Genomic DNA, 26,155 nt, shown 5'->3' with positions numbered 1-26,155 from the left:
ACGTGCCAAGGACCAGGCCCGTACCGCCCAGGCCCGTACCGGTGGGCCGGGATCGGGCTCCGGGGGAACAGGGAGGGGCGGGATGCGAACCGTGAGGGGGCACGCCCGGAGCGGGCGCCGGACCGGAGGCGGCCGCGGCGGCGCGCTGATCACCGCGCTCGCCGCGCTGGTCACCCTGCTCGCCCTGCTGTTCGGCGTCCCCGCGCTGCTGCTCTACGGCACCCAGGCGGTCGCCTCGATGGGCGAGGTCGCGTCCGGCGGGGTGGGGGAGGCGCTCACCGGTCCGGACGACGGGCGGCTGTTCCTCTGGCTGCTGGTGGTGGTCGGCTGGCTGGCCTGGGCGTGCTTCGCGCTCTCCGTCCTGCTGGAGGTCCCCGCCCAGCTGCGCGGCCGGATCGCCCGCCGGATCCCGGCCTTCGGCTGGAGCCAGCGGCTCGCGGCCGGGCTGGTCGGCTCGGTGCTCGCGCTGCTGCCGGTGGCCGGCTCGGCCTTCGCGGCCGTGCCCGAGATCGCCCACGCCCCTTCTGTCCAAGCGCAGTTGACACCAGGAGTGCAGCGCGCCGCGCTGCCCGCCGCCCGGCCGGCCGCCGCTCAGGCCCCGGCGGCGGACCAGCACCCCACCTACACCGTGCGGGACAGCCGCCCGGCGGACAGCCTGTGGTCCATCGCGGAGCGCCAACTGGGCTCCGGTGAGCGCTGGGAGGAGATCGCCAGGCTCAACGACGGCCGGGTGATGGATGATTCGGGTCTCCGCTTCGACGCGGATCGGCCGATCCAGCCCGGGTGGGAGCTGCTGATGCCGGCGGACGCCAAGCCGGACGAGGCGAAGGCGTCCGCACCCGCGCCGGCACCCGCACCCGTCCCCGCTCCTGCGCCTGCCCCGGCTCCTGCCCCGGCTCCTGCTTCCGGCCGGGCACAGACACCGCAGTCCGGGACGGAGCCGACCGCGGGCGGGCAGAAGACGGTGACCGTGCAGCCCGGGGACAGCCTGTCGGCCATCGCCCAGCGGGAGTTGGGTGACGCCGAGGCCTGGCCCGAGCTGTTCGAGGCGAACAAGGGTGTTCAGGCGCCGGACGGGGAGCGGCTGACCGATCCGGACGTGCTGGAGCCGGGGATGGTGCTGACCGTACCGGGGGCGGCCGCGCAGGCTCCCGCGCCCGCGGCCGGGTCGGAGCAGGCACCCGCTCCCTCGGGGACTCCCGAGCAGACCCCTGCCGGCCGGACTGCTGCCACCCAGTCCCCGGCGCCCACGCCCTCCCAGGCCGCCCCGAGCCAGGGTGCGCCGAGTCAGGCCGCCCCGAGTCAGGCCGCCCCGAGCCAGGGTGCGCCGCAGACGGCCCCGGCGCCGACCCACGCGCCCGCCCACACGCCGGCTCCCGCCCCCGCCGCGCACGCCGATCCGGCGCCCAGCGACGACTACCGCATCGCCCTGGGCGCCTCCACCGTTGGCGTGCTGCTGGCCGCCATGATGGTCGGCACCGTCGCCTACAAGCGCGGCACCCAGCTGCGCGGCCGCCGCCCCCGGCACCGCATCGCGATGCCCGACTCCGAGGCCGCCGCCTTCGAGAACGAACTGAGGGTCCGCCAGGACCAGGCCGGATTGGAGCTGCTGGACCGCGCCCTGCGCACCCTGGCCCGCAACACCGTGCGCGGCGGCAAGCGGCTGCCCGCGATCGTCGCGGCCCGGATCACTTCCGACCACACCATCGAACTGCACCTCTCCGGCCCGGCCACCCCGATCGCCCCGTTCCGCGCCGCGCACGCCGCCAACGTCTGGTGGTGCGGCGACGGGTCCGGTGACCTGCTGAGCCCCGCGCAGGCCCGCAAGACCGCCGCGCCCTACCCCGCGCTGGTCACCCTCGGCACCTCGCCCGACGGCTCCGTGGTGCTCGCCGACCTGGAGGCCGTCCGGCTGCTGCACCTGTCCGGGCACCCCGACGACGCCCGCGACGTGCTGCGCACCCTCGCCATCGAGCTCGCCCACAGCCCGCTGGCCGACCGGCTCCACCTCCACCTGGTGGACCTCGCCGAGGAGGTGCCGATCAGCGGACCGGCCGCCGAGCGGATCCACCGCCACCCCACCCTGGAGGCCGCGCTGGCCGCCCTCGGCCCGCGCACCGCCAAGGCCCGCGCCACCCTGATCGCGGCCGAGGCCGCCAGCCCGCGGGAGGCCCGCAGCCGGGGCCAGGCGGACGAGTCCTGGGTGCCGGAGATCGTCCTCTGCGCCCAGCAGCCCGGCGGCGACGTGCCGGCCGAGCTCGGCCGACTGCTGGACGCCCGCCCGCGCACCTGCGTCGCCGTGATCACCCGCGCCCCCGAGCGCGGCACCGGACCGGTGGCCCGCTGGACCCTGCCGACCACCGGCCAGGCCGCCATCCCCGGTCTGCACCTGACCGTCGAGCTCCAGCGACTGGACGACCACCAGTACGACCAGGTCGCCGAACTGCTCCGGGCCGCCGACGACACCACCCAGCACCCGGCACCCGCCTGGACCCTGGACGGTCCCGGCCTCGACCCGGACGACCGGGACGAGGACACCGACACCACCGAACTGCCCGTCGCCGTACCGGTGCTGGCCGCCGTCGGCGCTCCGGGCGCGGCGGCGGAGCAGGAGGCGGACGCGGGCGCCGGGCCCCGGCTGCTGACCCGGGTCATCGGAACCGGCGCCAGCCCGTTCGCGGGCACCGACCCGGTGGCGCCGGCACCTGCCCCCGCCCCGCTCGCCGTTCCCGCGCCGGTTCCCCCGTCGGCCGGTCCGGCGCGGTTCGCCGTCAACGGACAGGGGCGTCAGGCGGCCACCGGGACGGAGCAGCCCGCCGACGAGGCCACCCGCGACCTGCGGCTGCCGGGCGGCGGTCCCGCCGAGACGGACCAGCCGGCCGGAACGGGTGCGGAGGACGCGACCGGAACGGCCGAGGCGGCACCGGCGGATGCGCCGGTGACGGTGCTTCCCGTGCCGGCCGTCCAGCCCGTGCAGCCCGTACGGCCCACCGAGCCCGTACGGCCCGCCGAGCCCGCGCCGACACACCAGAGTGCGCCCGCTCCCACCGGCGCCGACCCGCGCGTCCCGGACAGGCCCGAGCCCGATCCCGATCCCGAGCCCGATACCGGCCCCGGTGCGTCCGGTGCCGGGGCTCCGGGGGTCGTTGGTGGCCCCTCCGGCGCCGGGGCGGGGACGGCGGTCGAGCCCGGTCCGGCCGCCGTGGCCCCGGTCGCCCGGACCAGCTCCGGCCGGAGCGACTGCGACGACCTGCTCGCCATCCTCCGCTCCCCGGAGGCGCACACCCCGCGCAACGCCCCCCGGATCAGGCTGCTGGGCCCGATCGACGTGGCCGGCACCCCCGGCGCCGTCGAGCCCGGCGCGCTGCCCAGACTCACCGAACTCGCCGTCTACCTGGCACTGCGCCCGGGCGCCGACCACCACGCGCTCGACCACGACCTGCACCCCGGCGCCGCCCACCTAGACCCGCACCCCACCGCGTCCGACGCCAGGAGCCCGCTTCCGGCCAAACTCGCCGACCTGGCGGCCTGGTTCGGCAGCTCGCCCGACGGCCGCGCCTACCTGCCCACCGATTCCACCGACGGCTACGCCTTCGCCCCGGCCGTCACCTGCGACTGGGACGAGTTCCGCAGCCTCTACCGGCGCGGCATGCGCAGCACCAGTGCGACCGCCGATGCCGCCCTCGCCCACGCCCTGGCGCTGGTACGCGGAGCCCCGTTCGCCGAGGCCCCGCCGGCTTCCTACGGCTGGGCCGAGTCGGAGCGCCAGGACATGATCGCCGCGATCGTCGACACCGCCCACGAACTCGCCGCCCGCCGCCTCCAGTACGGCGACCACCGCAGCGCCGAGGCGGCCGTCTTCCGCGGCCTCGCCGTGGCCCCGGACGTCGAACTCCTGCACCGGGACCTCTTCTACGCCTACGCCTCGGCCGGCGCGCGCGACCAGCTCCTGCGCGCCGTCAACCGCCTCGACGCGTTGAGCCGCCGTACCGGCCGGGACCTGGACGCCGACACCGTCGCCCTGCTGCGGGACCTGCTCGCAGGCTCCTGAGCCGGCCGACCGCCCGCCCGGTCACCCCGGTCCGCCGGGGCGGCCGGCGGGCGGCACTGCCTTGAGGCGGGCGGGACCCGATGGCGTCGGCGGGTGGTCAGACCGTGCGCAGCCAGGCGTCGAGGGTGGTGAAGTCGGCTTCGGTGAGGCCGACTCGGGGGTCGACGCGGTGGAGCAGCGCGGGGCCGGGGGAGTGGGCGTCGACCCAGCATCGGTCGGCCGGGGTGATCTCGTCGTCCACCCAGGCGAACGGGCGTCCGGCGGCCCGGGCGACCAAGGTGCGGGTCTTCCAGTGCAGTTGACCGTTTCCTCCGGCTTCTTCGTCCATCGGCCGTTCCACGTGGGGGAGTTGCGGCAGACCCAGTCGGGGGGACAGGCAGTCGTCGGCGTCCGCGAGCCAGGTGGTGGCCCAGACCAGTTCGCAGGGCAGAGCCAGCAATCGGCGTCCGAGGGCCGGGTCGACCCGGGCCACCAGCGGATTGCCGGACGGCTCCGAAGCCGGGCCCGGGTACGTGGGGTAGCCACCCGCGGGCGGGGCGCCGAAGGGGATGAGCGGACCGTCGACGTCGAGGAACAGCAGGGGCGGGCCGAAACCGGTCATGACGGCACGATAGCGGCCGGTGGCGGCGGCGTGGCAGGCCGATCGGCCACCCGGCCTGGATCGGGCGTGCCGGGATCTCGTAGGGTGGCGCGCACGGGTTGTGGTGGCAGGCACCACGAAGGCAAGGGCATCAGACGCCGTGGAAGCGGCGGGGCGGGGCGGTGACCAGAAAATGGCGGAGACGACAGCTGTTTCCGGAGGTCCCGAACCCGCAGCGGACTCGGGCCCCTGGGACGCCGTACCGCCGCCGCCCGTACGCCGGCCCGCCGAGGAGCACCCGCCCGGGCCCGCCGCGCTGTACGAGCCGCCGCCCGCGCCCCCGGCACCCCCGGTGGTGCCTCCGGCTCCGGCCGGGTCGGGCCCGGCACCGGCCGCCTCGGTGCCGGGGGCTTCGCTGCCGCCCGCGCCGCCGCCGGGGGCTTCGCTGCCGCCCGCGCCGCCGGCCGCGCCCACCGGATGGACCCTCACCGGCCTGCCCGCCGCAGGTGCCCCGTCCCACGCGGCCGCTGCCGCGGCTCAGGCCCAGGCTCCGGGTTCGGGTCCGGCCACGGGCCCCGGCGGTCTCGGGGCCTCGCCGCGCGGCCGGATCCTGGTGATCGAGGGCGGCTACGGCAACTCCGGCCGCCGCACCTGGGGTCGGGGCGGCCCCGCCCAGGCGCCGGTGCTGTCGGCGATGCTGGCCGCCGTCTCGCCGCAGGTGCTGCTCGCCGCGGACGCGGTGGACGCCGTCCACCTCCCCGGCGCCAGCGACCCGCACACCGTGCTCGCCCACCTGCGCGCCGCCTCCCGGCACCCCGGACCGCTGCTGGTCCACCTGGGCGGGCACGTCGTCGCCGACAAGCGCGGCGGCCAGTTGCAGCTCACCCTGCGCGACGCCAAGCAGGACGGCCTGCCCTGGCAGGCGATCGCCGCCGAGCTGAGCCACCGTCCGGCAGAGTGGCAGACCCTGGTCATCGCCGACCTGAGCGCCGACCAGAACGCCTGGCCGTACCTCCAGGGCACCGTTTCGCCGCTCAGCGAGGGCATCCCGCTGTGGGCCGTCGTCAGCCCGGACCCGGAGCAGATCGGCACCTTCACCCGCGCCCTGATCGAGGCGCTGCACGGCGGCCGCCCGGGCGCGGGCGACGTGCTCGCCCCCGAGCAGCTGCGCCAGCAGGTGTACTCGGTGCTGCGGCCCGACGTGGTCATCCTGGCCACCCACAGCCCGGACCGGCCGGTCTTCCGCAACACCGCCCGCCGGGGCGAGGCCCAGCCGGTGGACGCCCTGCTGCCGGTGGCGGACGCGCTGCCCCTCGCGGACGCGGCTCCGGCCGCTCCGGCTCCGGCCACGGTCCCGCCGCTGCCGCGTCAGGCGGGGCCGCGGGACGCCGTGGCCGCCGTCGAGCGGGCGTCGGCCGCTGCGGCGGTTCCGGAGACTGCGGCGGCTTCGGCTGTGGCTTCGGTTGTGGCCGAGGTGTCGGTGCCGACCACGCCGGTCGGTGGTCCGGTGAGCCTGATCAAGCCCGGCGTGCCGCCCACGCCGCCCCGACCGTCCCGCCCGGTCAGCCTGAAGAAGGCGGGCGAGGAGCCGGTGGAGGCGCCGTCGAGCGTGAGCCTGCGGAAGGTCCTTCCCGCCGCTGCGGTGGCGGAGCCGGCGGACGCCGCGCCCTCGGCGGGCGTCACGCTGCGCAAGGCCCGGCCGGAGGCCCCGGAAGCGGGTTCGGCCGCTGCTGAGGTCCCGGCGGCGCCGGTCGACGAGGACGGAAGCGTGGCGGAGGCCGTCGAGGACGGCGTCGTCGACGTCACCGAGCAGGTCGACGAGGTCGTCGACGAGACGACGGACGAGGCCGCGGAGGAGTCCCGGGACGAGGTCCCGGCCGACGCCCCGCCGACGGCCGAGGTGCCGCAGGACCGGGTGCCGTCCGACGCGGTGCCGGTCGATGTGGTTCCGGTCGACGAACCGCCCGCACCGGCTGAGGCCCCGGCCGCCGCTGCGGCCCCTGCCGCCCCGCAGGCCGACACCCCTGCTCCCCAGGCGCCGCGCGCGGACTACCGGGAGGTCATCGGACGGATCGTCCGCAGTGCCGACGCGGGGGACCACGCCGCCGCCACCGATCTCGCCTTCGCTCTCGAACTGGAGGCGATCGCCGAGCACGGCGCCGTCTCCGAGACGGTGCTCCAGGTGCGCCAGGTGCGGGCCCACGTGTGCCGGCTCGCGGGCCGACCGGTCGACGCCGCCGAGATCTACCGCGAGGTGGCGATGACGCTGCTCCGCTCGCAGGGCGCGGACCACCCGGAGACCCAGCGGGCGGCCACCAACGCGGAGGCCTGCTGGCGCTCGATCACCGACCGGGCGGAGGCCATCCGCATCGCCCCGGAGATCATCGAGCTCCGCGCATTCCTCCCGGGCCCCGACAACCGCAAGCTCCGCGCCGCCGAGCGCTACCTCACCCAACTCGCCGCCACCCCGGCCCCGGCCGACCAGGCCTGACAGCCGGTCGGCTTCCGGGCCGCGGGCACCCGAGGCCCGGAAGCCCGGAAGCCCGGAAGCCCGGAAGCCCGGAAGCCCGGAAGCCCGGAAGCCCGGAAGCCCGGAAGCCCGGTCACGGCGAACAGATAACAGCAAACAGAAAACAGCGAACGGATAACAGATTTCGAAATCTGTTATCCGTTCGCTGTTACTTGTCAGTCGTCAGTCGCCGGTCGTCAGCGGCCGGTCCTCAGTCGATCGGACGCCGACCGCCATCCACCGATCCAACCGTCCCTGATTACTGCTCGTCACCCTGGCTGTCGTCGTCGCCCCGCACGTCGCCCGCGAGCGCGTGGACGAACTTGGCGCCGTCGATGGTGCCCAGGCCGCTCGCGAGGTCGTAGCCCTCGGTGGCGTTGTTGCCGGTGACGCCGCCCCAGCTGTTGTCACCCTCCTTGACGTCCACGATGCCGCTCCACTTGCTCGGGAGCAGGCTCAGGCCGTACAGGCTCGGGTTGAGCTGGCCGAGGCGGTGGCCGGCGAGCTGGTCGGCGAGGGCGACGATGCCCGAGAACAGCGGGGTGGCCTCGCTGGTGCCGCCGGTGAGGTGCCAGCCGACCGCGGTCGGGTCGTAGGACTCGTAGGTCCAGGCGGCGCCGTCGACGGCCGCGCTCATGCTGATGTCGGGCGTGCCGCGGTGGTTGCCGGTGACGTTCGCGACGCCGGCCTGGTACCACGGGCGGTCGAAGATGCCGGACACGCCGCCGCCGCCGGCGCCGGACTTGTCGTGCCACACCTTGTCGGGCGCGGTGCGGTTGCCCTTGTCGTCCAGGGTCAGCTGGGTGCCGCCGATGGAGGTGACCAGCGGGTCCGAGGACGGCCAGGAGTTGACCTTGAACGGGTACAGGTCGGTGCCGTTGGACTGCGAGTCGGTCGCGCCGTTGTCGCCGGAGGCGCCGAGGACGGTGACGTTGCGCGCGGCGGCCGCCTTGAAGGCGTAGCGCAGGTCGGTCAGCGACTTGAAGTCGCCCTTGTCGTAGCCCGGGAAGGTGTTCTCGGTGGCACCGAAGCTCTGCGAGATGACGTCGCCGATGCCCTTCTTGATGAGGTCCTTCTCGGCGTCCATCATCTCGGGCAGGCCGGTGGTGCCCTCGGTCTCGGCGACACCGGTCTCGACCAGGACGATGTGGGCGTCGGGGGCGATCGCGTGGGCGTACTCGACGTCCAGGGTGGTCTCGCCGGCCCAGCCGGTGTGGTCGGGGTTCTTCGGGTCGAAGGCGGGAACGTTGCCCCACTTGCGGACCTCGACCTGGGTGTCCTTCAGGCCCCACTGCTTGTCGAAGACCTCCAGGTCGTGCTGGATGGTCGGCGAGCCGAAGGAGTCGACGATGACGATCGTGCGGCCCTTGCCGGTGATGCCCTCCTTGTACAGCGGGGCCAGGTTGTAGGCGGCCTGGTACTGGACGGGCGAGTAGCAGTGGATGCCGATCTGGCTGACGCACTGGGTGGTGGTCAGCGGCGCCGGACGGGTGGTGGCGAGGTGGTGGCCGAAGGAGGCCGGGTGGACGTGGACGCCCGAGAGGTCGTGCGCCGGGGCGGCGGTCGCGGCGCCGACGGCCGGGACGGCGATGGTGCCGGCGGTGAGGGCGGTGGCCCCCACGGCGAGCAGAGCCAGGGCACGGCGGAGGGTGGCGGGGCTGCCCATGGGACTCCTTGGGACGCAGAGGGCCCGACCGAGGACCGGTCGGGTCGGTTTGGACATCCCATCGAGCGCCGCATGATCATGCCATAGTCATTTGGTGGGGTCGTCTGACCAGGCATATGGTCATGATCGGCCACGCGAAAAGGTAAAGGCCGTCCCAGGAGAAAGTAACCGCGCTCCTGGAACGGCCATCTGATGACACGTCAGTAATATTCAATGAATATTAACCGTATCTACCCAGCACTCACCCACTTCAATCCCGGGCCGCCCGGGCCGCCGAAATCGATCCGGCTGCCGGGACTATCGGGCCCCGCCGTTGACGTACAGCGTCTGCCCGCTCACGTACGAGGCCTCCTCGCTCGCCAGGAAGGCCACCACCGAGGCGATCTCCTCGGGCTGCCCGACCCGGCGCAGCGGCGTGCGGGCGGCGACCTCGGCCTGGTGGTCCTCGGCGGTGGCGCCGACCCGCTCGGCGGTGGCCGCCGTCATCGCGGTGGCGATGTAGCCGGGGGCGACGGCGTTGACGTTGATGTTGAACGGCCCGAGCTCGATCGCCAGGGTCGCGGTGAGCCCCTGGATGCCGGCCTTGGCGGCCGCGTAGTTGGCCTGGCCCCGGTTGCCGAGCGCGGAGCGCGAGCTGAGCGAGACGATCTTCCCGTACTTCTGGGCCACCATGTACTTCTGGGCCACGTGGCTGCAGTTGTACGCGCTGGTCAGGTTGACGGTCAGGACGGTGTCCCAGTCGGCCTTGGGCATCTTGAAGAACAGGTTGTCCCGGGTGATCCCGGCGTTGTTCACCAGGATGTGCAGCCCGCCGAGTTCCTCCGCGATCCGCGCGAACACCGCGTCCACGGCCTCGTAGTCGGCCACGTCGCAGCCGTAGGCCTTGGCGGTGCCGCCCTTGGCGGTGATCTCGGCGACCGTCCCGGCCGCCCGCTCGGTGGTCAGGTCGACCACGGCGACGGTCGCGCCCTCCTCCGCCAGTCGGCGGGCGGTGGCCGCGCCGATGCCCTGCGCCGCGCCGGTCACCACGGCGACCTTTCCTGCGAATCGCGTCATGTCGGTTCCTCCGCTCACTCGTAACTCCGTCAGACGTTCTCGACCAGCACGGCCGTACCCTGCCCCACGCCCACGCACATCGTGGCCAGGCCGCGCCGGGCGCCGGTGCGGCGCATCCGGTGCAGCAGGGTGGTGAGGATGCGGGCGCCCGAGCCGCCCAGCGGGTGGCCGAGGGCGATCGCCCCGCCGCTCGGGTTGACCACCTCGTCGGCCCGCTCCGGGTCGAAGCCGATGCCGTCGGCGGAGGCCAGCGCCTGGGCGGCGAAGGCCTCGTTCAGTTCGGCGGTGTCCAGGTCGGCGAGGTCCCACCCGGCCCGGCCGAGCACCTTGGCCGTGGCCGGCACCGGACCGATGCCCATGACGTCCGGGTGCACCCCGGCCGAGGCCCCGGCCACGTACCGGCCGAGCGGCTGCAGCCCGAGGTCGCGCAGCGCCTCCTCGCTGACCAGGACCAGCCCGGCCGCGCCGTCGTTCATCGGCGAGGCGTTCCCGGCGGTGACGGTGCCGCCCTGACGGAAGGCCGGCTTGAGCCTGCCGAGCTTCTCCAGGCTGGTGTCCTCGCGGATGCCCTCGTCCTGGGTCACCGTCACCCCGTCCGGCCGCTCCACCGGGATCAGTTCGGCATCGAAGTGTCCGTCCTTGCGGGCGGCGGCGGCCCGCTGGTGGCTGCGCAGCGCGAAGGCGTCCTGGCGCTCGCGCCCGATGCCGTACCGGCTCGCCACCTCCTCGGCGGTCTCGCCCATGTTGAGCACGCCGTGCAGTTCGGCCATCCGCGGGTTGGTGAGCCGCCAGCCGAGCCGGGTGTCGTGGGTCTCGATCCGGTGCGGCAGCGCCTCGTCGGGGCGGGGCAGGACGAAGGGGGCGCGGGTCATCGACTCGCAGCCGCCGGCCAGCACCACGTCGGCCTCTCCCGAGCCGATGGCCCGGGCGGCGAGGGTGACGGCCTCCAGGCCGGAGGCGCAGAGCCGGTTGACGGTGGCTCCGGGGACGGTCTCCGGGAGCCCCGCCAGCAGGACGGCCATCCGGGCCGCGTTGCGGTTGTCCTCGCCGGCCTGGTTGGCGGCGCCCCAGTAGACGTCGTCGATGCGGGCCGGGTCGAGGGCGGGTACGTCGGCGAGCAGGGCGCGCAGCACGGTGGCCGAGAGGTCGTCCGGGCGGACCGTGGCGAGCGCTCCGCGCAGCCGGCCGATGGGTGTGCGGCGGGCTGCGGCGAAGTAGACGGGGCGCACGTCGTGCTCCTTGTCGAGAGGGGTGGGATGCGCTTGCGGTTCTCAGAAGGCGTTGACGCCGGTCAGGGCACGCCCGATGAGCAGTTGGTGGATCTGGCTGGTGCCCTCGTAGAGGGTCATCACCCGGGCGTCGCGAAGGTACTTGCCGACGGGGTACTCGTCGAGGAAGCCGTAGCCGCCGAACACCTGGAGCGCGTTGTTGGCGGCCCGGACGGCGGCCTCGCTCGCGTAGAGCTTGGCGACGGAGGACTCGGTGGCGAACGGCAGGCCGCGTTCGATGTGGTCGGCGACCTTCCAGGTGAGCAGCCGGGCGGCCTCGACGTCCACCGCGATGCCGGCCAGCAGTTCCTGGACGAGTTGGTGGGAGGCGATCGGCTTGCCGAACTGCTCGCGCTCGCCCGCGTACCGGACGGCGGCCTCCAGGCAGGCGCGGGCGATGCCGACGCAGCCGGCCGCGACCGACATCCGGCCCTTGGCCAGGGCGGCCATCGCCACCGTGAAGCCCTTGCCGACCTCGCCGAGCCGGGCGCCGTCGGGCACCCGGACGCCGTCCAGGGCGAGTTCGGCGGTGGCCTGGCCGCGCAGGCCGAGCTTGCCGTGGATCTCGGTGCGGCCGAAGCCGGGCAGGTCGGTGGGGACCAGGAAGGCGGTGATGCCCCGGTGGCCCCGCTGCTCGGGCTCGCTGCCGCCGGTACGGGCGAAGACCAGTGCGACGTCGGCCCAGGTGCCGTTGGTGATGAACGTCTTGGTGCCGCTGATCAGCCAGTCGTCGCCGTCCCGGACGGCCCGGGTGGTGAGGTTGGCGGCGTCCGAGCCGGTGCCGGGCTCGGTGAGCGCGAAGCAGGCGAGCGCCTCGCCCGAGGTGAGCCGGGGCAGCCAGTGCCGCTTCTGCTCCTCGGTGCCGAAGCCGTTGATCGACTTGCCGACCAGGCCGAGCGAGACCGAGACGATCCCGCGCACGGCCGAGTCGCCGCGCCCGAGCTCCTCCAGCACCAGGCAGTACGCCAGGTGGTCGCCGCCGCTGCCGCCGTACTCCTCGGGGATGGTCAGGCCGAGGAAGCCGACCTTCCCGAGCTTGCCGACGATCGCGCGGTCCACCGACTCGACGCGGTCCCACTCGGCGGCGTGAGGAGCGATCTCGCGGTCGGTGAAAGCGGCGGCGAGGTCCCGGACGGCGCTCTGCTCCTCGGACAACTCCAGGTTCACGGCGGTGCCCACCTCGTTAAACTAGCGCTGCAAGTTTTACGAGGGGACTGTAGCTCCGACCCGCCGTGCTGGGAAGGGGCACCTGCCAGAATCGGTCCCTCACCCACCCGACCGGAGGTAGCGACCCGATGGCCCGCCCGCGCACCCCGCTGCTCAGCCGCGACCGGATCGTCGCCGCTGCCCTGCGGCTGATCGACGGCGAAGGGCTGGAGGTCCTCTCCACCCGCCGCCTCGCCGCCGAGCTCTCGGTCAGCGGGCCGTCGCTCTACAACCACTTCGCCACCAAGGACGAACTCCTGGACGCGGTGGTGGACAGCGTCATCGGGGAAGTCGACCTGTCGATGTTCGGCCGCCCGGACACCCCCTGGCCGGAGGCGCTGCGGGCGTGGGCGCGCTCCTACCGCGCCGCGCTGGCCGCCCACCCCAACATCGTCCCGGTGCTCGCCCAGGGGCCGGGGCGGCGGCCCAACGCGCTGCGCCTGGCCGACGCCGTCTTCGGGCACCTGGTCGAGGCCGGCTGGCCGCGCGGCCAGGCCACCCGGATCGGCGCGCTGATGCGCTACTTCGTCACCGGCTCCGCACTCGCCTCCTTCGCGGCCGGCTTCCCGGCCGACGCCGAGGTCTACGACGCGGCCGACTACCCGCACCTCGGCGAGGCGCACCGGCTGGCCGGGCACCGGGGGACGGTCGACGAGGGCGCCTTCGAGACCGGGCTGGAGGCGCTGCTGGACGGACTCGCGCTGCGCTTCGAGCGCCTCGCCGCCCGCCCGGTGCTTCCGTAGCCCCGGGCGGTGCTTCCGTAGCCCCGGCCGGCGGTGGCGCGCCGGACGGCGGTGCCCGGACAGCGGTGCGTGGCGTCCTACCAGGGCTCGCGGACGAGGAAGGCCGGGCGCTGGTCCGGGTCCACCGGGTCGTAGTACCGGTGGTAGACCGGCGTCAGCCCGCCGGAGACCGGGGGCACGATCCAGCTCCAGTCCGCCGGGGTCGGCCGGCCGAGCCGCCGTTCCTGGGCGACGTGCTTGAGGAAGCGCTCCGACTCGGTGTGGTGGTCGGCGATCGTCACCCCGGCCTCCTGGAAGGAGTGCAGCACCGCGAGGTTGAGCTCGACCAGAGCGCGGTCGCGCCAGAGCGTGCGGTCGTTGGAGGTGTCCAGGCCCAGCCGTTCGGCGACGGTGCCGAGCATGTCGTAGCGGTCGGCGTCGGCGAGGTTGCGGGCGCCGATCTCGGTGCCCATGTACCAGCCGTTGAACGGCGCGGTGGGGTAGCGGACGCCGCCGATCTCCAGGGTCATGTCGCTGATCGCGGGCACCGCGTACCAGCGCAGCCCGAGTTCGGCGAACCACCCGTGCTCGGGGTGGCTCAGCGGCACCTCCAGGGTGGTGTCGTCCGGCAGCTCGTACCAGTGCGGGCGCTCGCCGGGCCGCTCCTGGACCAGCAGCGGCAGCGTCTCGAAGCGGTCCTCGGCGCACTTCCAGCCCAGTTCACGGGCCCGGGCGGCGAGCGCGGCGCCCGCCGGGTCGCCGATGACGGCGCCGTCGACCCGGTGCCCGGCGTAGCGGACCAGCTGCTGGTTGAGGATCCGGGCGGCCGGGCGGCCCGGGAGGTCGGGGGCGAACACCGAGACCACCGGGCGGATCCGGCCGCCGTTGCCCGCCAGCCGAAGGTGCTCGAAGCACTCGGCGGCGATGTCGTCGGCGGAGGACAGGTGGCGCAGGTCGCGGACCACCAGGCTGCGCCAGTACAGCCGGCCGATGCAGCGGGCGGCGTTGCGCCAGGCGAGCCTGGCGCCGTGGGCCAGTTCGGCGGGGGTGTGCCGGTAGCTGCCGGTGCGGTCGATCTCCTCCCGGACGGCGCGCAGCCTCGGCTCCGGGTCGCCGGCCGCGGGCTGCTCCCGGTGGAACTGGCGGATGAACTCGGCGGCCCGGTCAGGGTCGGTGAACAGCGTTGCCGGGTAAGGGAGTTGCGCAGCTGGGCGGTACGGTACGGACTGCTGCCGGGGAGCGCCCGGCACCACGTGGGCGGGGTGGGCGTGGGTGTACGGACAGCCGCCGCTCGGGGCGGCGGCGGTTCTGCGGGTGCGGAGCCGGTTGAAGATCAAGGACACATCCCTCCTGCCGCCCAGGAGTACCGGAGGCCGCGGACCCGCCGCAGGGAGTGAACGATTCGGCCCCCGCACCCGCGCCGAGCGCGCTAGGGTGCGGGGGCCGAAGCCCGGACCGTCGGATCGTGGGATCGTCGGACCGGTGTGGGCGGGCCGGTCAGCCCATGTCCTCCAGCCGGACGCCCTTGGTCTCCTTCATGAACTTCGCCACGAAGACGATCGACAGCGCCGCGAAGGCCGCGTACACCAGGTAGGTCGCCGAGAGGTTCCAGCGCGAGAGCGACGGGAACGACACGGTGATGGCCCAGTTGGCGATCCACTGCGCGGAGGCGGCCACGGACAGCGCGGCGGCGCGAACCCGGTTGGGGAACATCTCGCCGAGCATGACCCAGACGACCACGCCCCAGGACATCGCGAAGAACAGCACGAAGGCGTTGGCCGAGATCAGCGCGACGGTGCCCTGGAGGTCGGGCAGCGAGACGTTGTCGCCCGAGCCGGTGGCCGAGGAGAACGCCCAGCCGGCCGCGGCGAGGGTGACGGCCATGCCGGCCGAGCCGATCAGGGCGAGCGGCTTGCGGCCGATCCGGTCGACCAGCAGGATCGCGATCACGGTGCCGAGGATGTTGATGACCGAGCCGATGAAGCTGATCAGCAGCGAGTTGCTCTGGTCGATGCCGACGGACTGCCACAGGATCGACGAGTAGTAGAAGATCACGTTGATGCCGACCAGCTGCTGGAAGACCGACAGGCCGATGCCGACCCAGACGATCGGGAGCAGACCGAAGCGGCCGCCGAGCAGGTCGCGGAAGCGCGGGCGGTGGTCGGAGGCGATCAGCGACTGGACCTCGGCGATCCGGGCGTCGGTGTCGACGCCCTCGCCCTCGACCTCGGTCAGCACCTTGCGGGCCTCGTCCAGGCGCTCGGCCTGGATCAGGTAGCGCGGGGACTCGGGGATCACCGAGGACAGCACGAAGTACACCACGGCCGGGACGACGCAGATGCCGAGCATCCACTGCCAGGCCTCCAGGCCGAGCAGGTGGCCGCGGGTGTCGCCGCCGGCGGCGTCCGCCAGCACCCAGTTGACCAGCTGGGATATCGCGATGCCGAGCACGATCGCGGCCTGCTGGAAGGAGGCCAGGCGGCCCCGGTACTTGGTCGGGGCGACCTCGGCGATGTAGGTCGGGGCGATCACCGAGGCGATGCCGATGGCCGCGCCGCCGAGGACGCGCCACAGGGCGAGGTCCCAGGGGGAGAAGGGCAGCATCGAGCCGACGGCGCTGACGGCGAACAGCAGGGCGCCCGCCTTCATGACCTTGATGCGGCCGTAGCGGTCGGCGAAGCGGCCGGCCAGCGCGGCGCCGACCGCCGAGCCCAGCAGCGCCGAGGAGACGATCAGGCCGGTCTCGCCGCTGCCCACCCCGAACTTCCCCTGGATGCCGGAGACGGCCCCGTTGATCACGGAGCTGTCGTAGCCGAACAGGAAGCCGCCGAGGGCCGCGGCGGCGGTGATGAAGACGACGAAGCCGAGGCGGCCGGGCGCGGTGGCCTCGGCCGCCCCGGAGGGCTTCTGGGTGACGCTCACGATCTTGACTCCTGGTACTCAACGCTGAGCTCGGTAGCCGAGATCGTAACCCCTATTCGTTCAACCCTTGTAAGCGGGGAGGCCCAAGCCCTGCTCGGAGAATTCGTAAGGTGAACAAGCAAATTGAGGCCCCCCGGCAGCTGTGGCCCGAGGACTCACGCCGGGGCGGACAGCGAGAGACCGAACCGGCCCCCGGCGTCGGTCCACCAGTGGGTCAGCCGCAGCCCGGCCGCCGTGAGCTCCTCGGCCACCCGCTCCCGGCGGAACTTGGCCGAGACCTCGGTGCGCATTTCCTCGCCCCGCTCGAAGTGCACCGGCAGGTCCAGGGCCGGGATCTTCACGGTCTGCGAGCGCAGCGAGCGCAGCCGCATCTCGATCCACTCCCGCTCCGGGTCCCAGAGGGCGACGTGCTCGAAGGCGGCCGGGTCGAAGTCGGCGCCCAGCTCGCGGTTGAGCACGTTGAGCACGTTGCGGTTGAACTCGGCCGTCACCCCGGCGCGGTCGTCGTACGCCGCGACCAGCACCGCCGGGTCCTTGACCAGGTCGGTGCCCAGCAGCAGGAAGTCGCCCGGGTCCAGGGCCGCGCGCAGCCCGCGCAGGAAGGCGGCGCGCTCCTTCGGCAGCAGGTTGCCGAGGGTGCCGCCGAGGAAGGCGACCAGGCGGGGGCCGCCCTCCGGGGGCAGGCCGAGCCGGGCGGTGAAGTCGGCCAGCACGCCGTGCACGGACAGTCCGGGGTACTCGGCGGCCAGCGCGGCGCCGGCCGAGGTCAGCGCGCTCTCGCTGACGTCCACCGGGACGTAGTCCTCCAGGGTGTCGGTCGCGCGCAGCGCGTCCAGCAGCAGCCGGGTCTTCTCGGAGGAGCCGGAGCCCAGCTCGACCAGGGTGCGGGCCCGGGTGGCGGCGGCGATCTCGTCGGCCCGGGCGGCCAGGATGGCCCGCTCGGCGCGGGTCGGGTAGTACTCGGGCAGCCGGGTGATCTCCTCGAACAGCTCGCTGCCCCGCGCGTCGTAGAACCACTTGGGCGGCAGCCACTTGGGGGCGGCGGTCAGGCCCTGCCGGACGTCGTGGCGCAGTGCGGTGCTGAAGTGGTCGGCGGGCAGCAGTCGGGTGAGATCGAAGGTGTCCATGACAGGGTGGTTCCTCTGTTCAGAAGATGAAGGGAGAGTGGATGGTCAGTAGTGGCTGGGGAGCTGCCGGACCCGGACGCCCCCGGCGTCGGCCAGCAGCAGGGAGCCGTCCGGGACGGACGTCCAGCCCGGGTCGTCGTCGTACGGCTCCGAGGCCACCACCGTGCCCAGGCCGGGCAGGCTGCGGTGGTGCAGGGTGTCGCCCCAGGTGGTCGCGGCGAGCGCGGTGCCGTCGGTGAGCAGCAGGTTGACCCGGCCGGTGGTGTGTGCGGCGACGTCGGCCACCGTGCCCGCCAGCGCCTCACCGAGGCCGGCGCCCCGACGCAGCCGGTGCAGCGTCAGCGCCCACAGCAGGGCCGAGTCGGTGCGGGCCTCCAGCTCCAGCAGCTCGGCGGGCGGCAGCAGGGCGGCCAGCGCGTCCAGCTTGCCGGGCCAGCCGGCCACCGCGCCGTTGTGGCTGAACAGCCAGCGCTCGGCGGCGAACGGCGCGGCCGCGCCCTCGCCCGCCGCACAGCCCTCGGTGGCGGAGCGGACGGCCGCCAGCAGCGCCCGGGTGCGGATCACCCGGGCGAGGTCGGCGAAGGTCGCGTCCGCCCAGATCGGCCCGGCCCGGCGGTAGCGGGCGGGCAGTTCGTCGCCGTCCGCGTACCAGCCCAGCCCGAAGCCGTCCACGTTGACCGTCCCGTACTGCTGGGTCCGGGGCGCCCAGGACTGCCGGTACAGCGCGTACGGCGGGTGCACCAGCAGCTCCTGCGGTGCCACCGGCTCGCCCAGGTAGGCGAGGTGACGGCACATCAGGTCTCCTCCGGGCTGCGGGCGGTGCGGAAGCCGGAGAAGATCTGCCGCCGGACGGGGTAGTCCCAGTTGCGGAAGGTGCCCCGGCAGGCGACCGGTGCCACCGCGAAGCAGCCGCCGCGCAGCACCTTGTACTCCGGCCCGAAGAAGACCTCCGAGTACTCCTTGTAGGGCCAGGCCCGGAAGCCCGGGTAGGGGCGGAAGTCGCTGGCCGTCCACTCCCACACGTCGCCCATCAACTGCCTCACGCCGTACGGGGACTGTCCGTCCGGGTAGCTGCCGGCGGCGGCCGGGCGCAGATGGCGCTGGCCGAGGTTGGCCTGCTCGGGGCCGGGCGGCCCGTCGCCCCAGGGGTAGCGGCGGGAGCGGCCGGTGGCCGGGTCGTGCCGGGCCGCCTTCTCCCACTCGGCCTCGGTCGGCAGCCGCCGCCCGGCCCAGCGGGCGTACGCGTCCGCCTCGTACCAGCTGACGTGCAGCACCGGCTCGTCCGGCGGGACGGGCTCGACCGTGCCGAAGCGGCGGCGAAGCCACTGGCCGTCCCGGCGCTTCCAGAACAGCGGGGCGGACAGCTCGGCCCGCAGGCGGTGCTGCCAGCCCTCCTCGGTCCACCAGCGCGGGTCGTCGTAGCCGCCGTCGGCGATGAAGCGCTGGTAGGCGGCGTTGGTGACCGGGGTGGTGTCCAGGTAGTAGGCCGGGAGGTCGACGGTGTGCGCCGGGCGCTCGTTGTCCAGCGCCCACGGTTCGGTGTCCGTGCCCATGGTGAACGGGCCCGCCGGGATCAGCACTTCGGCCGGCAGGGCGGCCGCGTCGGCGGGGGCGGGCGGCGGCGGGGGAGCGGCCAGGGCGGGTTCGCCCCGGCGGAGCTGGTGGGTGATCAGCATCGTCTCGTCGTGCTGCTGTTCGTGCTGGGCGATCATCCCGAAGGCGAACCCGGCGTCCAGCAGCGGTGCGCCCTCCAACGGACTGGCGGCCAGCAGGTCCAGCACCCGGCCGCGCACCTCGTGGGCGTAGCCGCGGGCCTCGGCGGGCGGCAGCAGCGGCAGGGCGGGGCGCTCGGCCCGGGGGTGCTGGAACGCGTCGTACAGCGGGTCGATCTCGGGGTGCATCGGGTCGCGGCCGCCGACGTTGCGCAGCAGCCAGAGCTCCTCCTGGTTGCCGATGTGCGCGAGGTCCCAGACCAGCGGGGACATCAGCGGGGAGTGCTGGGCGGTGAGGTCGGCGTCCTCGACGCAGTCGGTCAGCGCGGCGGTCCGGGCGCGGGCGGCGAGCAGTTCGGCGGCGATGGCCTCGCGCAGCGCCTCGGTGCCCGTCGTACCCGTGGCCGGGGCGGCGGGCGGTCGAACGTCGGTCATGATGCCTCCTCCTGCGGAGTGCGTCGGGTGCCGGACCGCAGGGCGTCCAGCTGGTCGTCGGCCGGGCAGCGGCCGCGCGCGGGGTAGCGCTCGGCGAACTCGGCGACGGCGGCGCGCAGCCACCCGGCGCCGGGCAGGCGGCCCAGCGCCGCGTCGGCGGCGGCGAAGCAGGTGAGGGCGGCGCGGCGCAGCTCGGGGTCGGCGACGCCGAGGGTGGCGGCGCGTCGCCAGGCGGCGCTGCGCGGCGGGCGCGGGGCGGCTGCGCCCTGCTGCCGGTCGAAGGCGTCCAGCGGTTCCAGGGCGGCGAACACGGTGTCGGCGGCCACCGGGTCGTCCAGCAGTGCGGTGACCAGAGCGGTGACCACCATCCAGCCGTCCCCGGGCTGGGCGTCGATCATCCGCAGCTCCAGGTGGCCGCGCGGGCGCACCGGGGGGAACAGGGTGGTGCAGTGGTACTCCAAGTCGGCGAGTGTGGGCGGTCGTTCACCGCCGCCGCGGATCCAGTCGCGGAAGGTGAGGTCGGGCGGGGCCGTCCAGGGCAGCCCCTCCGGCCTTCGCACGCACAGGACCTGGGCGTCCAGCACGTACTGGGCCCAGGCCTCGCGCGGGTCACCGTGGTCGGGCTCGGGGGCGAGGGTGCGGGTCGGGTCCATCCGGGACCAGACGGTCTGCCGGGTGGACCGGTGGCCGGTCGGCTTTCCGTCCAGCAACGGGGAGTTGGCGAAGGCGGCGACCAGCACGGGGCCGAGCCGGTGGACCAGCTGCCAGCGCCGTTCGGCCGCCTGCGGACCCTCCGAGTCGCCGGCGTCCAGGCACACCTGCACGGACGCGGTGCCGGTCATCATGACCCGGCCCCAGGGGCCGGCCGATTCGAAGAAGCGCTCCATCGCGAGGTAGCGGGGATGGTCCAGCACCATCCGGCGGGGGCGGGCGAGCGGGTCCGTGCCGGTGCCGGTGAGTCGCAGGCCCTGCGCCGCGAAGGCGGCCCGCAGGGCGGTCAGATCGCGACGGGTGTCGTCGACGCAGGCCAGGAGGCCGGTGGCGGGCGGGGAGCTGAGCTCGACCTGTCCGCCGGGTTCGAGCGTGAGGCGCGAACCGGAGGGGAGCGAGGTGCCGTCGGGGCCGCCGAGGGGCAGCGACTCCAGCGCGGCGTGGATCAGTTCCGGCTGGACGGGACGGGTGGGACATCGGTCGTCATGGACGAACCACTCGACCTCGACACCCACCAGACCGGGCGGTCCGATCTTGAAACAGACGCCCGACACATGGCTGCGCGCCCCCGATTCGGTCAGCGGGGTGACCCCTGTGGGGGGCGGCTGCGTGCTCTGGCGGTTGGGTGGAGTGGTGCGGGATGTCGGTATCACCGGACTCACCGTCCTCGGGATCACGATTGCGGCCCGGTCTACCTTGCCCAGTCTGCTACGGAGCATGCGAGGCCGCTTCGCAAATATCGCGTGAATGTTCGTTCAGGCAGGTCAGGGACGTGGCGATCGGGTGAATCCGGGGGTTCGGAGGTGGTGTGGACAGAGCGCCGGGGGCGTGTTCGACCGGGGCACATGCCCCGGTCACAGCCGGTCCAGCCGCGCCAGGACGGTGTCCAGGACGGGGCCCGGCAGGGCGTAGTTGAGACGCAGGAAGCCCGCGCCGCCGGGGCCGAACTCGGTGCCGTCGGAGGCCTCCAGGCCGCAGCGCTCCACCAGCGCCGCGCGGGCGGCGGCGGGCGGCAGGCCGAGGGCGGCAGCGTCCAGCCAGAGCAGGTAGGAGGCGTGCGGGGTGGAGCGGACGGCGGGGCCGAGGCGGTCGGTGAGCCGGGTACGGGCGGCGGCGAGGTGGGCGAGCAGCGCGTCCAGCCAGGGGCCGCCCTCGGCGAGTGCGGCGCGCTGCACGGTCTGCTCCAGCAGGCCGCCCTCCCAGAGGCCGTAGCCGGCCAGGGTGTCGGTGAGCCGGGCGCGTAGCCCGGGGTCGGGGACGAGAGCGTAACTGCTCGGAATGCCGGAGCAGTTGAAGGTCTTGCCGACGGAGCCGAGGGTGACGACGCGGTGCCGGAGGGCGGGGTCGACGGTGGTGACGGCGACGGGGTGGGCCCGGCCGGGGTGGGTGAGGTCGCCGTGCACCTCGTCCGAGACGAACAGGGCGTCCGCCTCGGCGGCCCGCTCGGCCAGGCGCCGTAGGTCGCCGGCCGGCCAGACCGTGCCGGAGGGGTTGTGGGGGTTGCTCAGCAGCACGGCGGACGCCGGACCGGGGAGCGGGCCGTGCGGGGCGCGGTAGCCGTCCGGGCCGGTGTGCAGCGGCAGTTCGCGGTACGGGAGGCGGGCCGCGCGGCAGAGCTGGGCGAAGCCGCCCCACTCGGGGGTGGGGAAGAGGGCGGGGGCCTGCGGACGCGGGGCGTCCGTGCGTACGGTCTCCAGGAGGAGGCGAAGGGCGGTGCGCGGGCCGCAGGGGAGCAGCAGGACCCAGTCCGGGTCGACGTCGGCGCCGTGCCGGGCGCGGTACCAGTCGGCGACCAGGGTCCGCCCGGCCGGGTCGCAGACGGTGTAGCCGTAGGCGCGGTGGCGGGCGCGCCGTTCCAGGGCTTCGGCGACGGCGGGCGGGCCGGGCAGGTCCATGTCCGCCAGGCCCATCGGGATCACCCCGGGGGCGGTGGTCCGGGACCACTTGCTGCTGCCGGTGCCGGTGCGGTCGAAGGGGGTGTCGAAGGAGAAGGGGGAGAAGGGGGAGAAGGGGGAGGAGGCGGGAGGGGTAAGCGGGGGAGGGGAAGGTGGCAGGGGCGGACGGCTGACAGCTGACAGATTTCGAAAGTTGTCATCTGTTTGCTGAAAGTCGTCAGCTGTCATCTGTTCGCCGTCTCCCGTCCGTCGTCCGTCCGTCCGCCGTCCGTCACCTCCGGCCGGCCACCGCCCGCCAGGTACGCCGCCAGCCCTCGCCGTCCCCGGCGCATCATCACGGCGTGGTTGGCGCGGAACACCGGGTGGAGCGGCAGGGCGAGGCGCCGCAGCAACGGCTTGCCGGGCCGGGTGTCCTCCTCGAACAGCACCCGGCAGCCCGCGCCGCCCGGCCCGTCCGCCGTGACGGTGAACCGCGACCACCCGTCGAGGTCGCCCCGCATCGCGGCCTCCAGCACCCCGGCCGCCGGGTCGCGCCGTCGCGTCTCCAGGCCGATCACCAGCCGGTACGGCAGCAGCGCGCGGACCACCACCACCCCGGCGTCCGGCTCGGTCTCCCGGGCCTCCCGGATCTCGGGCCACCACAGCGGGTAGCTCCGGACGTCCTCCAGCGCCGCGAACACCGCCGACGCGGGCGCCGCGAGCCGCCACACGCCCCGGAAGCGGTAGTGGTTGGGATCCACGGGCCCACCCTAGTCGGGCACCCGCCACCCGAGGGCCGAACGAGCGCCAACGGTCGCGAACGGTCGGCGCGGGCACCGAGTCGGCGTGCGTGGCCCGGATCACGCCGCCCCGGCGCTCCTCGACCGCGAACGAACCTGAGGAGAATTCTGGGCAAAGCACGCAGATCACGGGGAAGTGCGCACTCCGCTTGCACCCGTTCGGGGTGCGGGGCAGGATCTCGTGTGCTTGTAGTCTCATGAGTCACGGCAGCATCACCAGGCGCTGCGCCCCCGGAACCGGAGTGAAGGAGTCACAGGCATGCGGCGACCGAGCTGGGTACCGGAAGGTACGGACCTGGACAAACCGAACGCCGCGCGGGTCTACGACTACTACCTCGGGGGCTCCCACAACTTCGAGGTCGACCGCGAGATGGCCCGCAAGGCGCTCGCCCTGTGGCCCGAGCTGCCCCAGATCATGCGCTCCAACCGGGCCTTCCTGCGCCGCGCCGTGACCTTCCTCGCCGAACAGGGCATCACCCGCTTCCTGGACATCGGCTCCGGCATCCCCACCTTCGGCGCCGTGCACGAGATCGCCCGCGCGATCCGCCCCGGGGTGAAGGTCGTCTACGTGGACCGCGACCCGGTCGCCGTCGCCCACAGCCGCCTGCTGCTGGAGGGAGATCCGGACAACACCGTCGTCCAGGCCGACCTGCGCGACGTCGAGGACCTGCTGGACCGCCCCGAGGTGGCCGCGCTGCTGGCCGAGGGCGAGCCGGTCGCCGTCCTGCTGGTGGCCGTCGCCCACTTCGTCAGCGACGACGAGGACCCCTGGAAACTGATCGCCACGATCCGCGACCGGCTCCCGGCCGGCAGTGCGCTGGCCCTCTCGCACGCCTCCCTGGAGGCCCGGCCGGACCAGGCCGAGGACCACCAGAAGCTCTACCGGATGACCCCGACCCCGCTGACCATGCGCACCAACGAGCAGGTCACCGCCATGTTCACCGGCTTCGAACTGGTCGAGCCGGGCGTGGTCCCGCTGCCGCAGTGGCGCCCGGACCAGCCGGGCACGGTCGGCGAGCACCCCGAGCGGATCGCCGGGGTGGCGGGCGTGGGGTTCCGCGCTTGAACGTTCGCACCGGGCGCGCAACCGGCGGCCGTACGCCCCACCGAACGTCCGACGCCACCGGGCGCAGAGCCGGGGCGGCCGGATGAGCGGCGCGACCCCGGCGAACAGCGCCGCCGAGCGGTTCCACGAGGACTGGTCCCGGCTGCTCTCCGCCGACCACGGCACCGTCGTCCACCCCGGAGTGCTCGGCCGGCTGGTGGCGCGCACCGCCGCGCTGCTGCACCGCGCCCAGCTGGACGAGCCCTTCCAGCCCCGGCTGGCCGCCCAGGCCGGCGCCGAACTGGTCGACGCGCACTTCACCGACCCCGGCCTGCTCGCCCGCGCGGTCGAACTGCTGCAGTCCCAGCCGATCGGCGACGACCGCGGCCCCGCCCTCACCGGCGCCTTCGCGGCCGGCTGGGCGAACGCCCTGCGCGAGCGCACCCTGAGCGAGCAGGAGGCCATCCGCACCGCCGCCGACGCCGCCCGCAAGGAGGCCGAGCGCGCCCTGCGCGCCTCCGAGGCCAGGTTCCGCGCCCTGTTCGAGAGCGCCGCGATCGGCATCGGCATCGGTGACACCGACGGCAACATCCTGGCCGTCAACAAGGCCCTGCAGGAGCTGTTCGGCGCGAGCCCGGCGGACATGATCGGCCGCCGGGTCGGCGACCTCGTCCACCCCGAGGACACCCCAGGTGTCTGGGAGGCGTACGAGGAGCTGATCAGCGGCAAGCGTGAGTACTTCCAGTTCGACAAGCCGTACTACCGCCAGGACGGCGAGATCATCTGGACCCACCTGACCGTCTCGCTGATCCGCGACGACGACGGCGTCCCGCAGTACCAGGTCGCCATGCTGGAGGACATCACCGACCGCTACCGGCTCCAGGAGCGGCTGCGCCACCAGGCCACCCACGACCCGCTGACCGGTCTTCCCAACCGCGCCGCCTTCTTCGAACGGCTGGAGAAGCTGTTCGAGGCCCCGGAGCCGGGCGCCCGCTTCGGCCTGTGCTACGTCGACCTCGACGGCTTCAAGGTGGTCAACGACAGCCTCGGCCACGACATGGGCGACCAGTTGCTGTCCGCCGTCGCCGCCCGGCTGAAGGCCGCCCTCACCCCGCTCGGCCACCTGGTCGCCCGGCTCGGCGGCGACGAGTTCGTCGTCCTGCTGGAGAACTGCCGCGGCGAACAGGAAGCGGTGGCCGCCGCCAAGACCGTGCTCAAGGCGCTGGCCGGACCGGTGCTGATCGGCGACCACAAGCTCGCCGTCGGCGCCAGCGTCGGCGTGCTGGAGCGGCGGGTGTCCACCACCACGCCCGGCGCCGCCGTCCGGGCAGCCGACCTCACGCTGTACCGCGCCAAGGAGGCCGGCCGCGGCCGCTGGACGCTCTTCGACCCCAAGGAGAACGCCCGCGCGGTCAGCCGCTACGCGGTCTCGGTCCGGATGCCGGCCGCCCTGGACCGCGGCGAGTTCTTCATCGACTACCAGCCGCTCCACCGCCTCGCCGACGGCCGGATGGCCGCCGTGGAGGCACTGGTGCGCTGGCGCCACCCGCAGCTCGGCGTGCTCGGCCCGGACGAGTTCGTCACCACCGCCGAGGAGACCGGGCTGATCATGCCGCTCGGCCGCTGGGTGCTGGAGCAGGCCTGCGGCCAGGCCGCCGAGTGGATCAAGCAGTACGGCGACGCCGCACCGCAGCTGAACGTCAACCTGGCCGTACGGCAGGCACGCAGCGCCGCGCTGGTCACCGACCTCGGCCGGATCCTGGACAGCACCGGCCTGGACCCGGCCCGGCTGCAGCTGGAGATCACCGAGTCGACCGTGGTCGGCCCCGAGGACGAGGCGCTGCGCACCCTGCACGGGCTGGTCGACCTCGGGGTGTCGCTGGCGGTGGACGACTTCGGCACCGGCTGGTCCAACCTCGCCTACCTGCGCGACCTGCCGGTCTCCGGACTGAAGATCGCCGGCTCCTTCGTCGGCGACCTCCACGACCCGGCGAAGGACGGGGCCACCGGGTGGCGGATCGTCAGCGGCCTGGTGTCGATGGCGCACACGCTCGGACTGAACGTCACCGCGGAGGGCGTGGAGACCCGCAAGGACGCCGAGCGACTGCGCGGGATGGGCTGCGACTGGGCGCAGGGCTGGCACTTCGGCCGCCCGGTGCGGCCCGCCGAGATCGCCCGCCGGATCGTCGAGGAGCCCGAGGGGCGTCCGGTCGAGGAGGGCTGATCCCGGGGGCCCAGCTCGCGGCCTTCGAAGTTCCCGGGCTTCGAAGTTCCCGGGCTTCGAATCCTCTGCCCCCTTCCCGACGTCCTGACCTTCGTTCCGGTCCGGCAACCGTTCGGGAAGCGTTGCGGAAACCGCCCTGCGGCGCTGCCCCGTCTGCGGGATGATGACGCGTCAAAATCACCACCCGGCACCGGTGCGCCCGTGGTCACGGCCCTCGCACCGGCCCCGGGGCACGGGGAGGGGAGCG

At 74.2% G+C, this 26,155-nt stretch carries 18 protein-coding genes; 5 read left to right on the top strand and 13 right to left on the bottom strand.

The annotated features are described in order from the left end of the window. Positions 1–82: 82 nt before the first annotated feature. Positions 83–4,051: a LysM peptidoglycan-binding domain-containing protein gene (locus ACIRVF_RS07150; protein WP_402814918.1), complete on the top strand. Its 3,969-nt coding sequence runs from the start codon at positions 83–85 to the stop codon at positions 4,049–4,051. A 97-nt stretch (positions 4,052–4,148) separates the two neighbouring features. On the opposite strand, the gene ACIRVF_RS07145 is transcribed toward ACIRVF_RS07150, so the two are convergent. Continuing rightward, positions 4,149–4,652: an HAD domain-containing protein gene (locus tag ACIRVF_RS07145; RefSeq protein WP_402814915.1), complete on the bottom strand. Its 504-nt coding sequence runs from the start codon at positions 4,650–4,652 to the stop codon at positions 4,149–4,151. A gap of 172 nt (positions 4,653–4,824) precedes the next feature. Here ACIRVF_RS07145 and ACIRVF_RS07140 point away from each other — a divergent pair, with 172 nt between their 5' ends. Next, entirely contained in the window at positions 4,825–7,122 is a 2,298-nt protein-coding gene (locus tag ACIRVF_RS07140; RefSeq protein WP_402814912.1) for a hypothetical protein, read from the top strand. Positions 7,123–7,399: 277 nt separating this feature from the next. Here ACIRVF_RS07140 and ACIRVF_RS07135 read toward each other — a convergent pair whose 3' ends face one another. From ACIRVF_RS07135 to ACIRVF_RS07120, 4 genes are all read right to left on the bottom strand, one after another. Continuing rightward, on the bottom strand, positions 7,400–8,806 hold the full coding sequence (locus ACIRVF_RS07135) for a S8 family serine peptidase (protein ID WP_402814909.1): 1,407 nt from the start codon (positions 8,804–8,806) through the stop codon (positions 7,400–7,402). A 297-nt stretch (positions 8,807–9,103) separates the two neighbouring features. Next, positions 9,104–9,862, bottom strand: coding sequence for a 3-oxoacyl-ACP reductase FabG (gene fabG / locus ACIRVF_RS07130; RefSeq protein ID WP_402814906.1), 759 nt, complete (start codon positions 9,860–9,862; stop codon positions 9,104–9,106). A 29-nt stretch (positions 9,863–9,891) separates the two neighbouring features. Beyond that, on the bottom strand, positions 9,892–11,091 hold the full coding sequence (locus tag ACIRVF_RS07125; protein WP_402814903.1) for a thiolase family protein: 1,200 nt from the start codon (positions 11,089–11,091) through the stop codon (positions 9,892–9,894). A 42-nt stretch (positions 11,092–11,133) separates the two neighbouring features. Next, positions 11,134–12,297: an acyl-CoA dehydrogenase family protein gene (locus ACIRVF_RS07120; protein WP_402815747.1), complete on the bottom strand. Its 1,164-nt coding sequence runs from the start codon at positions 12,295–12,297 to the stop codon at positions 11,134–11,136. Between the two features lie 128 nt (positions 12,298–12,425). On the opposite strand from ACIRVF_RS07120, the gene ACIRVF_RS07115 reads away from it, so the two are divergent. After that, positions 12,426–13,079 (top strand): TetR/AcrR family transcriptional regulator, encoded by a 654-nt coding sequence (locus tag ACIRVF_RS07115; protein ID WP_402814900.1) that lies wholly within the window; start codon positions 12,426–12,428, stop codon positions 13,077–13,079. 77 nt (positions 13,080–13,156) lie between these two features. On the opposite strand, the gene ACIRVF_RS07110 is transcribed toward ACIRVF_RS07115, so the two are convergent. From ACIRVF_RS07110 to ACIRVF_RS07075, 8 genes are all read right to left on the bottom strand, one after another. Then, on the bottom strand, positions 13,157–14,401 hold the full coding sequence (locus tag ACIRVF_RS07110; protein ID WP_402814897.1) for a nitric oxide synthase oxygenase: 1,245 nt from the start codon (positions 14,399–14,401) through the stop codon (positions 13,157–13,159). Between the two features lie 154 nt (positions 14,402–14,555). Then, positions 14,556–15,980, bottom strand: coding sequence for a sugar porter family MFS transporter (locus ACIRVF_RS07105; RefSeq protein ID WP_402814894.1), 1,425 nt, complete (start codon positions 15,978–15,980; stop codon positions 14,556–14,558). A 155-nt stretch (positions 15,981–16,135) separates the two neighbouring features. Continuing rightward, positions 16,136–17,107, bottom strand: a complete 972-nt coding sequence (gene egtD / locus ACIRVF_RS07100; protein WP_402814891.1) for an L-histidine N(alpha)-methyltransferase — start codon at positions 17,105–17,107, stop codon at positions 16,136–16,138. Positions 17,108–17,152: 45 nt separating this feature from the next. Beyond that, positions 17,153–17,902, bottom strand: a complete 750-nt coding sequence (egtC, locus tag ACIRVF_RS07095) for an ergothioneine biosynthesis protein EgtC (protein WP_402814888.1) — start codon at positions 17,900–17,902, stop codon at positions 17,153–17,155. After that, positions 17,902–19,254, bottom strand: a complete 1,353-nt coding sequence (egtB, locus tag ACIRVF_RS07090; protein WP_402814885.1) for an ergothioneine biosynthesis protein EgtB — start codon at positions 19,252–19,254, stop codon at positions 17,902–17,904. Before egtB ends, egtC begins: the two co-directional genes overlap by 1 nt. After that, a complete protein-coding gene (gene egtA / locus ACIRVF_RS07085; protein ID WP_402814882.1) occupies positions 19,251–20,684 on the bottom strand; it encodes an ergothioneine biosynthesis glutamate--cysteine ligase EgtA in 1,434 nt (477 codons plus the stop codon). The genes egtB and egtA overlap by 4 nt, the downstream gene beginning before the upstream one ends. A gap of 135 nt (positions 20,685–20,819) precedes the next feature. Beyond that, the gene (locus tag ACIRVF_RS07080; protein WP_402814879.1) at positions 20,820–21,875 is read right to left on the bottom strand and encodes an aminotransferase class I/II-fold pyridoxal phosphate-dependent enzyme; all 1,056 of its coding nucleotides are present in this window, start codon (positions 21,873–21,875) and stop codon (positions 20,820–20,822) included. A 209-nt stretch (positions 21,876–22,084) separates the two neighbouring features. Beyond that, a complete protein-coding gene (locus ACIRVF_RS07075; RefSeq protein ID WP_402814876.1) occupies positions 22,085–22,600 on the bottom strand; it encodes an SRPBCC family protein in 516 nt (171 codons plus the stop codon). Positions 22,601–22,898: 298 nt separating this feature from the next. Between ACIRVF_RS07075 and ACIRVF_RS07070 the strand changes: the two genes are divergently transcribed. Continuing rightward, positions 22,899–23,705 (top strand): SAM-dependent methyltransferase, encoded by an 807-nt coding sequence (locus ACIRVF_RS07070; protein ID WP_402814874.1) that lies wholly within the window; start codon positions 22,899–22,901, stop codon positions 23,703–23,705. Positions 23,706–23,787: 82 nt separating this feature from the next. After that, positions 23,788–25,908, top strand: a complete 2,121-nt coding sequence (locus ACIRVF_RS07065; protein ID WP_402814871.1) for a putative bifunctional diguanylate cyclase/phosphodiesterase — start codon at positions 23,788–23,790, stop codon at positions 25,906–25,908. The last annotated feature ends 247 nt before the right edge of the window (positions 25,909–26,155 follow it).

This window comes from Kitasatospora sp. NPDC101157, from assembly GCF_044768255.1.
In the GTDB taxonomy this organism is placed as follows: Bacteria; Actinomycetota; Actinomycetes; order Streptomycetales; family Streptomycetaceae; genus Kitasatospora.
The sequence above is the reverse complement of the archived record's forward strand: the minus strand, read 5'-3'. Positions and strand labels throughout refer to the sequence as shown.